The 11,012-nt window shown below is 56.0% G+C and carries 8 protein-coding genes; all 8 read right to left on the bottom strand.

What is annotated here, in order from left to right:
• Positions 1-75 precede the first annotated feature (75 nt).
• The 8 genes from FEF65_RS12560 to FEF65_RS12525 all read right to left on the bottom strand — a co-directional run bounded on the left by FEF65_RS12560 (position 76) and on the right by FEF65_RS12525 (position 10,919).
• Positions 76-984, bottom strand: a complete 909-nt coding sequence (locus FEF65_RS12560) for a response regulator (RefSeq protein WP_138240166.1) — start codon at positions 982-984, stop codon at positions 76-78.
• An 88-nt stretch (positions 985-1,072) separates the two neighbouring features.
• Positions 1,073-1,453 carry a response regulator gene (locus FEF65_RS12555; protein WP_138240165.1) on the bottom strand — a complete coding sequence of 127 codons (381 nt, stop codon included), beginning with the start codon at positions 1,451-1,453 and terminating at the stop codon, positions 1,073-1,075.
• Positions 1,450-5,205, bottom strand: a complete 3,756-nt coding sequence (locus tag FEF65_RS12550; RefSeq protein ID WP_138240164.1) for a response regulator — start codon at positions 5,203-5,205, stop codon at positions 1,450-1,452. The genes FEF65_RS12555 and FEF65_RS12550 overlap by 4 nt, the downstream gene beginning before the upstream one ends.
• Before the next feature lie 272 nt (positions 5,206-5,477).
• The gene (locus tag FEF65_RS12545; protein WP_138240163.1) at positions 5,478-6,161 is read right to left on the bottom strand and encodes a DUF2461 domain-containing protein; all 684 of its coding nucleotides are present in this window, start codon (positions 6,159-6,161) and stop codon (positions 5,478-5,480) included.
• Position 6,162: 1 nt separating this feature from the next.
• Positions 6,163-6,588: a PilZ domain-containing protein gene (locus FEF65_RS12540; protein WP_138240162.1), complete on the bottom strand. Its 426-nt coding sequence runs from the start codon at positions 6,586-6,588 to the stop codon at positions 6,163-6,165.
• Positions 6,589-6,742: 154 nt separating this feature from the next.
• Positions 6,743-7,183, bottom strand: a complete 441-nt coding sequence (locus FEF65_RS12535; protein WP_138240161.1) for a DNA polymerase III subunit chi — start codon at positions 7,181-7,183, stop codon at positions 6,743-6,745.
• Positions 7,173-7,874: a phosphatase PAP2 family protein gene (locus FEF65_RS12530; RefSeq protein ID WP_138240160.1), complete on the bottom strand. Its 702-nt coding sequence runs from the start codon at positions 7,872-7,874 to the stop codon at positions 7,173-7,175. The genes FEF65_RS12535 and FEF65_RS12530 overlap by 11 nt, the downstream gene beginning before the upstream one ends.
• A gap of 105 nt (positions 7,875-7,979) precedes the next feature.
• Entirely contained in the window at positions 7,980-10,919 is a 2,940-nt protein-coding gene (locus FEF65_RS12525) for a CHASE domain-containing protein (protein ID WP_238701399.1), read from the bottom strand.
• Between the last annotated feature and the right edge of the window lie 93 nt (positions 10,920-11,012).

The following is an 11,012-nucleotide window of genomic DNA, read 5'->3' as shown; positions in this document are numbered from 1 at the left end:
AATCCGATAACGATGGCGGCAACAACAGCGACTGATCAGGGTGGTAGGGGCGATAACTCGTACTCATGCTTCATCCTAAACATGAATCATACGATCAGCACTAGCTTCTGCCGCGCAGACTCCTAGCGGGATGGCAGCACCGGCAAGCCCCGATGGATAACCACCGCCATCCCAGCGTTCGTGGTGACCAAGCGCGATTTCACAGCCCATATCAGTATATGGCGAGTTCAAACCGGTCAGAATGCCCCAGCCTGCCGTAGTATGCTGCTTCATCACCCGCCACTCATCCTCATTCAGCGGCCCCTCCTTGAACAATACGGCATCGGGGGTGCCAATTTTTCCGATATCATGCAGCGGACTGGCGTGAAAAATCTGCTCACAATAATCATCATCCATCCCCAGCTCACGGGCAAGCTCGCGACTGTAATAGCTGATACGGCGAACATGGGCTCCCGTTTCATCATCACGAAAGTCAGCAGCACGACCGAGCGAATCCAGCGTTGCCATAAACGACTGCTGCAGATCTGCCGTCCGTTTGCACACCTCCGCTTCCAGCTGTTCATTATGATTTTTCAAATGGTCGGCAGAACGCTTCAGGCGCAACATATTGCGCACCCGCACATGCAGTTCAGTCGCATCGATCGGTTTGGTTAAATACTCTTCGGCACCGGATGAGAGCGCCCGTATCACGGAGGCCTTGTCCTCCAGCGCGGTAATCATGATCACCGGAATCGTCCGACTGCCATCCTCCTGCTTCAGCCGCGTAACCACCTCAAAACCATCCATTTCCGGCATCATGATATCCAGCAGAATCAAATCCGGTGGCGTTGCAGCCACCGCCTGCAATGCATCCCTGCCGTTGGCTGCCTGCCGGCAACAATAGCCGTCCGCTTCAAGTCGTTTACAGAGCAGTCGCCGGTTACGCTCATCGTCATCGACGACAAGGATATCCGCCCCTTTAATATTCAATAATGAAAATGCCATCTGTTACCCCTGCCAGTGCACCACACCGGCCCTTATTTATGCACCATCACCTGCCTCTGCTTCATCTGTCACCCTGAACCTGCATACATCAGCTCTCCGCCCCATATCCGGTCAGCAATGACTCGACCGCCTGCAATAACGCCTGATAGGCATAAGGCTTGGCCAGATAACCATCACAGCCATTGGCCAGGACGTGCGCCCTGTCCTCGGCCATTGCCAGTGCGGTCACGGCCAGCACGGGTATATGCGCTGTTGTGGCATCCCCCCTGATCTGACGGGTTGCCTCGATGCCATCCATGCCGGGTAGCTGCATATCCATCAGGACCAGCGAGGGCCGGTGTAAGCGAACCAGTGCCAGCCCATCTTCAGCAGAAACCGCCTCTATCACGTCATAGCCCGAGCCGCTTAATATCCTGCAGGCAAGCTTCCGGTTCAGAGCATTATCCTCGATAATCACAATGCGTTTCATACCTGCTCCCCGCCAGTGGCAGCGAGCCGGGTCACGCGCCTGAATTCATTCATCAGGCTATCCGCACTCATCTCACTCTTGCTGATGATGCCATCGACCTTGCCGGCAAGGCGTTCGCGATCCATACGACTCAACTCTTTGGCGGTAATGACAAGAATCGGAATCTGGTGGCTCGCCTCGTTACGGCTCAGCAATTCGGCCAGCTCAAAGCCATCCATCTGCGGCATCATCAGATCAAGGATAATCAGATCGGGTAACGAAGCTGCGATCATCTCCAGTGCCTGCCTGCCATTGCCGGCAGCACTGATATGATAACGGTCACCATCCAGGTATTGCCGGATCAGCTTCAGGCTGACCGGATCATCATCCACCACCAGCACGTTGAGCTGAGCCCCGGCGACAGGTACATGCAAGCCAAGTCCGGTCATGGCATCGAGCAGATCGTGTTTTCTGACCGGCTTACACAACATACGCGAAGCTCCCAGCACATAACTGCGGGCGGCATCGGCAACGATAGAAATGATAATCACCGGAATGGTACTTAATCCGGGCGCATGTTTGAGACTCTCCATCAGCTGCCAGCCGTCCATGCCGGGCAGCATGATATCCAGCGTGATCACATCGGGACGCACCTTGCGCATAAACTCAAGCGCCCGCTCAGCCGATTCAACCCGCCATGTGCGGTAGCCGGCGTTCTCAAGATGGTGGCCGATCAATTTGGCCGCACCATCATCATCCTCGACAATCAACACCAGCGAGCCGGGTAAAATCCCCTTCCACTGTCGCCGCTCATCCACTATGACAGGGTTCGCCACCACCTGCACCTCACAAGCCGCTGCCGATTCATCTTCACGCACCGGCAACCACAGGGTAAAACAGCTACCCTCCCCCTCCCGGCTCTCAACCGTCATGCTGCCGCCATGCATCTCCACCAGTCGTTTGACCATCACCAGCCCCAGTCCGGTGCCCTGATGCTGTTTGGTCATCGGATGCTCCAGCTGCTGGAATGACTGGAACAATCGGGGCAAATCATCCGCACTGATGCCGATACCATTATCGCGCACGGAGATTTCAACCCACTGCTGCCACTGTGAAGCGGGTGCCTGAGGCAGCTCATCACGGCGGCGCAGAGTGGTCGTCACCGTCACCCGGCCACCGTCGGGCGTAAACTTGACCGCATTGGAGAGCAGATTAAACAGCACCTGCTTGACCCTGCGCGCATCCAGACGAACAGCAGGAATGCTCTGATCACAGATGCTCTCCAGCCGGATGGCATGGTGATTCGCCTTCTCCCTGACAATCGACAGGCTGGCCTGTACCAGATCACATACCGCCACCTCGGTGAGATCGAGCTCCATCTTGCCGGCCTCGATCTTGGAGAGGTCGAGAATATCGTTGATCAACTCAAGCAGATGCTGGCCACTGCGGTAGATATCGTCGCAATATTCGTGCTGCTCTTCATTGATATCGCCCACCAGCCCGTCACGCATGATTTCGGAAAAGCCGATAATGGCATTCAGCGGCGTACGCAGTTCATGGCTCATATTGGCCAGAAACTCCGATTTCATATTGCTCGCCCGCTCAAGCTCGGCATTCTTTTCACCAATCTGAATGCTCTGCCGCTGTAACTGTTCGCTCAGCAGACGCATCGCTTCATACTGCTGAAGATTGTGAAACATCACCCCCAGCTGGTGACCAAGCCGGCGTAAATACTGTTGATCGAGCTCCGATAACAGAGCCGAGGCAGCCATGATCAGCACCCCTCGCGTCTGCTTCTGATAGATCACCGGCAACACCGCAATCGCAGCAGGCCTGAATGCGACAATACCACACTGGATGGAGAGCTCATCCGGCAGCAGTGATTCGCTGTTCAGTATCTGCAAATCCCCGGCACGCACCGCTTCACGTACCAGACCATCGGCAGGTGAAAGGGAGCCGGCCAGCCGGCTGCTACAGCCACGACTGGCCACCAGTTGCATCTCTTCATGGCGCTCATCAAACAGATAAAGAGCCGAGAGCGGAATCGGGTGATGCTCAGCCAGTACATCGAGCATCTGCTGCATGACAAACTCACGATCCATGGTGGAGCTGAACAGTGTCAGAATCTTTGCATAGGAGGTGTCATAAACCTGTCTGAGCGTCAGCTCACTGTTCTGCCGCCGGATCTCGGCCATTCTCTGCTTGCGCTCGGTAATATCGCGAATGCAGGCAAGCACATGCCGCGAGCCATCGACAATAATATTGCGCAGCGTCACCTCGACGGGAAAATCAGTGCCGTTAAGGTGCCGGGCCACCTGCTCGGAGCGCATCATCCCGCCCTCCGCTTGCAGCTCGGCCGCAAGCTTGTCCCATGCATGCGGCAACACCATGCCGATCATGCCCCCCACCACTTCACGATCGGCATAGCCGAACAAATGAGCGGTAGCATCATTGACCGATACAATCACACCATCCGCATCGACGGTAAGCACGGCATCACTGAGACTGTTCAGCGTACTGCTCAGACGCTGGGTTCGCTCGGCCACCTGCTCCTCCAGATGCGTCGTCAACTGCTCCTGCGTTTCAGCAAAGGCATTGATGTTGGTAAACAGTTGTGCCAGTTCAGGTGACTGCCCTGCTGCATCCAGCCGTACCCCCAGGTCTCCATCCCGCATGCTGGAGGTGGCCCGTACCATCGTTAATACCGGCTGGACCATCGTCCGGTTCACATACCACAACACCAGCAGCAGAATCAGCCCGAGCCCCAGCCCGCTGTTAATGAGCATCTGCCGCCGGATTTCGGTGATCTGATCGAATATATCATAGGCCGGTATGGAGAAGTGCAGCAGCCAGTAGTGCTGGCGATCATCGGGGTTGAAATAGATACGCTGCATGCCCTCGAGCGCATCTTCAGCTTTAATCCACTCAAGCCCCAGCTCATCCGACACCTCTGCATCGGCACCGGCAAAGTGGGCATGTCGTTCATACAGTGGCGCCAACTCGCCCTGTGCAACCGCCTGCATGGCAGCATCCACAATCGGCAACAACCGGTTATCCTGATCGGTCAGGGTAAACTGCCGTGCAGAAGCCGATTTATGCCCGTCGATATTGCCCCGCTTAAGATCAAACAGCCAGCGTGCCCGCACATTGATCATGATCACGCCCCATGGCTTTCCGTCGCTATCATGAATGGCAATGCAGATACGCAACATCGGCAGATACGGGCGCTCCAGCTTGCCGTGTTCGCGATTCAGGCTGACCGGTGAGTAATAGAGTTGCCCCGGCGGGGTCGCCAGCGCCTGGCTAAAATAAAATTCCCCTCGTTTGCTCTGCAAGGCATCGCGCGCCACCACCTCAACATCCGTGGCTGTCTGATTGACGCGCACAAGCTCCATGCCCTGTGCATCGAGCAGGCGCATTTGATGATACATCGGATGCTGGCGCATATGGGCGACAAAGATCTGCTCCAGACGTTTATGCCAGAAGGCATCGCTGACACCGCCTTCCGGATCATGGCCCTGATACGCCGATGCCCGTACCAGCCCGGACACAGGCGGAAGCTCTGCCAGCACCCGCAGCTCGGCGCGAACCTGCTGCAGGCTGTAGCGGATAGAGACCAGCTCCGACTCCACCTCGTTACGCATTTGCGACACAACATGATCGCGCTGAACCTGCACCCCCCGCTCAATGGAGAAATAGGCGATCACGGTCATGGCAATGGAAATCAACAGCGTCAAAACCACAGCTGTTTTAAGTGGCAAACTCAAGCGCACACATCACCCCCCGGGAAAATGGCCCGGGGCTTTATCAGCATAATCCGGGCCACTCACACGGTTTATCGACGCAAACGCCCCCCATTGAACCCTTGCTGGAGTAGGTATATGGCCAGCCAGAACCTCACCCGACGAGTAGCCAAAGCCATTGTACGCAACAGCCATCTGTCATCGACGCCGGTAAAAAAATGCTGATGTGCAGGGTGGTTAGCTGCCGGGTTCGCCCCGGACGCACTGCCTCACTACTGCCGTTTTAGCGATTCAGATCATCGCTAAAACGGTAAACGCAGTGCCCGGCAGAGAAACTGCATCAATGGCGTTGCCGCCCTGAAATAATCACAGGCGATATCGGCCAGATCGGCCTGCTCAATCAATACCGGGGCAATATCACTGATGGCGATAAAGTCCTTGCGCCGGATATCCTCAAGCAGCGGGTGCGCTTTATCAAAACCGCGCGGTGCATTTTTCAGACTGTCACCATCGAGATAAAACCAGCGGCTGAAGGCAGGGTCATCGCGTGCTGCAAGCCAGAGCTGTGGCTCATCGGCAATAAAGCGGCGAATCTTTTGCAGCGCATCGGCTTCCGGATGCCAGATACCGGCACCAATAAAACAGGCCGAGGGACTGATATGCAGATAGAAACCTGGGGCATGCACATCCTTGCCCGCTTCATGCCTGAACTGGATACCGATGTTGGTTTTGTAGGGCGTTTTATCTTTGGAGAAACGGCTGTCGCGATAAATTCGCATCAATGAACCGCCCATCTTGCGGGCATCGGCGGTAAAGTGCGGTGCCATATCGGGAAGGCGCTCACCGACTGATTCAATCAGTGCCAGAGCCGGTTGACGGACATCATCCTCATAACGCTGCTTATGCTCCTGAAACCAGTTGCGATTGTTGTTTGCGGCCAGCTCTTCGAGATAGGCCATCGTGGCAGAGGTAAAGTGTAATGACATTTCAGTTCAGACCGAAATCAGCTGCATATTTGTTCACCCATTCGCGGGCCGACTCCTCAAGCGACAAACGCCTGCCGCGCCCGTTCTCGCGCCGGCGATACTCTTCAATATAACAGATCTGCTCCACCATACGGGCCTTGAACATGACCTCCTGATCGACGAAACGCACCCCGACCTCAAAGCTGTCACCATCGGGCTGACACCAGCAGACCACCCCTGTCTCCTCAAACGGAGGATGCACATGCGGAATCACCAGCGTCAGCAGCATGCCGCTATCGAGTGCCACATTGGTACGAAAGGCCAGCCCCCCCTTGCCGACATCGCGCATCTGCACCTCCGACAGCAGCGGCCCCAGCTGCGGGTAAATCTGAATCGGCACATCCACCGGGTGGCGGATAAAGGAACGGCGTTCATCCGGTTGAGTCATGATTGATGGTCTCGCAAAAAGTCCATCCTGGCCTTTTTTCTCCACGGAAAGCGAAAAGTGTGATTTTCACTTTCCTTACAAATCAGATACTTGGATGCAAGCATCTGATTTGCGCGCCCGTCCATGGGCGCGCTGATGACTTCTTGCGAAGTCATCATGATTTGCTCCCCAGATATTTCGGCTCCAGCCCCATCTGGCGATAGGTACGAAAACGCTCACGCGCCGCCTGCTTCAATCCTTCATCCCAGCCATCAACGAAATCAACCAGATGCGAAAAGCCGGAAATATCGGGAGGAAGCTCAAGCCCGCCATTGATCAGAACCGTGGCCTGATTATCGCGCACAATCGAGGTCGACAACAGAATCGGTTGCCGGGCATTGTGGACAGGATCGGAGCCGGCAATGGCATGAGCAAGAAAGGACTCCGGGTGAATCGTCCACAACCGCTCATCCAGCTGGGCGGCAAAACCGTCATCCGGACACAGTACCAGTACGGATGGGGTCAGGCGGCCGCGCCTGAGCAGCAGACGGGCAATCCCTTCAACACGATCGGCTGTTTCCAGCAGTTCAAAATGAACCTGCATATCACTGCTCATGCGGCACCCTCTTTTTCCACTGCTGCAACAATATCATCAGGGAGGCCACCGGCAATATCAGAGCCAGCGACTGAGCCGTCGATGGCTGCATATGATAACCAAGGCCCAGCACAGCCGCCAAAACCGCCACGATCAAACCGGGAATTTTCCAGCTCCACTCCGATACCTGCCAGCGCTCGACAGGCCAGCGGGCCGACCAGTGCCACATCGCCCACATCGTCGTAATACCGAGCAGCAGCCCGGCCATCACATCGACTGGAAAATGAGCACCACCATAAATACGGCCAATAGCGGCCACCACAAACAAGCCGGCGACAGTCCAGCTTCGCCAGTCGTGCAGGCGCCACAACAACAGCGCCGCCAGCACCATCACCCCGTCGGAGGTGGCGTGGCCGGAAGGGAAGCTGTGAGTGGTCAGGGTGGAACCGAGCACATGCACATGCTCAAGCAGAGCGGCTGGTCGCGGCGTATCAAACAGACGCTTCAACAACTGAGCCAACAAGCCGGAGATGGCAAAAGCGAGCAGCGAAGCCAGGCCAAGCCGCAAGTGAAACAACATCAGCAACGCACAGAGCAGGGCCACGACCAGCCCGTCACCCAAGCCGCTGATCACACCAAAGCAGCCATCAAGCCATGGCGTATGCGCATCATTGATCAAATGGAACAGGGTATTATCGATGCCGGTATTCATAGGGGGCGACACTAATACCGGCCGTATCATCCGGCCAGATCAGGACGCAATGACCTCCAGAGCGACCTTTACGGTATCCGAAAAAAAACGCCGGGCAGCATCTCCCTAACTGCGCTTCAACAACCTGCCGATCACCTGGCTGAGTTCGGCCACGACAAACGGCTTGTTAATCACCGGAATATCCGCCAGATCAGGATCTTTTTGCACATTGCCGCGATCATAACCGGTCGCAAACATCATGCGCGCCATCGGATCGATGGCACGGATCTCCCAGAAGGCCTCCTTGCCGCCCATCCTCGGCATCACCACATCCAGCACCACCAGATCAATATGCCCCTGCTGCTTGCGATAGATATCAACCGCATCGGCTCCGTTCGTTGCAGTGATCACGCGGTAATTGAGACTTTCCAGCACCTCTCTGTGGGTGGCCAGTGTCTCCTCATGATCATCCACCAGCAGGATACATTCGCCCTGCCCGTGCATGACCCGCAACACATCCTCGTTTTCCTGTGGCACCCGCACCCGCATCAACGGCAGATAGATATGCACACAGGTGCCCTGCTCCATTTGTGATTCAATGGAAATCACACCCCGGTGGCTCTGAATGGCCCCATACACCATCGACAGTCCAAGGCCTGTCCCCTTACCCACCCCTTTGGTGGTAAAAAACGGTTCGAATACATGAGCCAGATCCGTCTGGCTGATACCATGGCCATTATCACATACCCGGATATGGACCAGCTGATCACCCGCCAGCTCCGGGTGATCAGCATGAAACTGCTCATCTGCGTTATAGCGTTCCAGCCCGACCTCAATGGCAGGATGCTCGATGCCGTCGAGCGCATCACGGGCATTGTTCAACAGGTTGATCATCACCTGCTGCAGCAGATTCACATCCCCCATGATGACGAAGTCCCCCTCACCCACCACGGCTTTAAGCTCGATATTCTCCGGCAATGAAATCCGGTGCAGCTTGATCGTCTCCTTGATAAACGAGTGAATAGCGACGGGCGTCATTTCCGGTTTACTCTTGCGTGAAAAGGTAAGCAGCTGCTTGATCATGGCTGCCGCCCGGAATGCCAGCTGCTCGATGATGCCCAGTCGATCGTAGAGCTCGGGCTGCTCCTGCACACGTTTGCGCGCCAGATATAGGTTTCCGGTAATACCGGCCAGCGTATTATTGAAATCGTGGGCAATTCCTCCCACCAGCGTACCGATCGCCTCCATCTTCTGTGACTGATGGAAACGCGCCTCCATATCCTCATACTCCTGCAGACTCTGCTGAATACCGACATAATGGGTGATCTCCCCCCCCGTGCTGGAGATCGGCGAAATGGTCAGCATGGCCGGATAGAAACTGCCATCCTTCTTGCGATCGACAATGCGGCCATGCCATGTACGACCGCTGCTGATCGTCGCCCACAATGCTGCATACAACTGATTGCTCTGGGCACCGCTATTGAGCAGGCGTGGAGTCTGTCCCACGGCTTCCGCCTCGCTGTAACCTGTGATCGTGGTAAAAGCCGGATTGACGTATTCAATCATGCCGGTGGCATCCGTCATCATGATCGCCTCACCGGACTGGTGCACCGATTGCGATAACAGCCGTATTTTCTCCTCGGCCTGACGACGCCGGCTGATGTCGCTGGTCGTCCCGACCAGTCGCAGTGGCGTGCCATCCTCGCTGTAACTGATCACCCTGCCACGGCCAAGAACCCATATATAGCGACCGTTACGATGGCGGATACGGTACTCGCACACATATTCACTGCTCTCTCCGCGCAGGTGGCGCGCCAGCTCATGCTCGACCATGTCGACATCACCGGCATGCAGTCGCTGCTTCCACCCTTCCATACTCCCCTCAAGATCGCCCTCTTCCAGCCCCAGAATCTGTCTGAAACGGGGCGAGAAAAAGACCTTGCCCGTGCTGATATTCCAGTCCCATACGCCATCACCACTCCCCTCCAGCGCAAAACTCCAGCGCTCCTCGCTCTGACGCAGCGATGCGGTCAGCTGATGGGCCAGCCTGCTGGCCCGACGTTGTGTATTGAACAGATTCCAGGTCAGTGCAATCAATAACAGTCCGATCAATACCATACCGGCCATCTCCGGCACCAGCGAACGGATGCCGATCGCCTCCGCATAGGCAGGCAATGCCTGAAACCGCAGCTGCCATACACGCCCGGCGGTCTCCAGCGGCAGGTTAAAAGAGATCAGCGATCCGCCCGCCGCATTCGGCTGACTGTCATACAGAAGGTTGTCGGCATGATCGGCGTTATCATCATAAATTTGCAGGCGCAAATCGCTGGCACGGCTACCCAGCATCCCTTCGATGAGATCATCCATCCGATAGGGACTGTAGACCCAGCCCAGCAGGGCATCTCTCCGCTGCGCCACGGTTTCCAGCGGCACATCCTTGCGATATAAAGGGACATACAACAAGGTACCGGCCTGTGGTTCCTCGTTGGTTTCCTGAACCAGCAGCACCTTGCCGCTTAATGACGGTTCGCCGCTGTCGCGTGCACGCGCCATCGCCTCATGGCGGGTCGACTGGGCAAACATGTCATAGCCGAATGCTCGCTGATTACGCCAGTCGAATGGTTCCAGATATACAATCGCGGTATAAAGATCCCGCTCACCCTCAGGCCAGATACGGTAGTCGCGAAAACCTTCTCTGCGAATCTCCGCCTCATGCGATGACAACTGATCCGGCGTCACCGCCATGGCATAACCGACGCCCTGAATACCGCGATAATCCTTATCCAGCTGAAGACTGGAGACATAGGTGTGCCACTCCTGACGGGTCACTTCAGAAGAGGCAAGAAACAGGCTGCGTCCCCCCTTCAAAATTTGACTATAGGCCGTCATACGCTCGGCAATTTTGACACGGATTTCAGCGATATCAGAGCGGAACTCATCATTAAGGTGCTGCTGACGGGCATCCACCATCTGATGCCAGGAGAAAACAATAATGGCGGACACAAGGACCGTCATAATCAGGGTGGCAATGAGTACCGGCTGCACACCTTTGCGATAATGTTCCATATCCACTGGCATCTCCTGCACCGCAATACAAGCCTGCTCAGACTTGCGCAATATCGATGTGCACGATTCCAAGCAAAAGACGTGCCTCTGCCA

The organism is Mariprofundus erugo (assembly GCF_005818865.1).
GTDB lineage: Bacteria > Pseudomonadota > Zetaproteobacteria > Mariprofundales > Mariprofundaceae > Mariprofundus > Mariprofundus erugo.
Note: the sequence above shows the minus strand (reverse complement) of the source record. Positions and strands in the feature narration are given on the sequence as shown.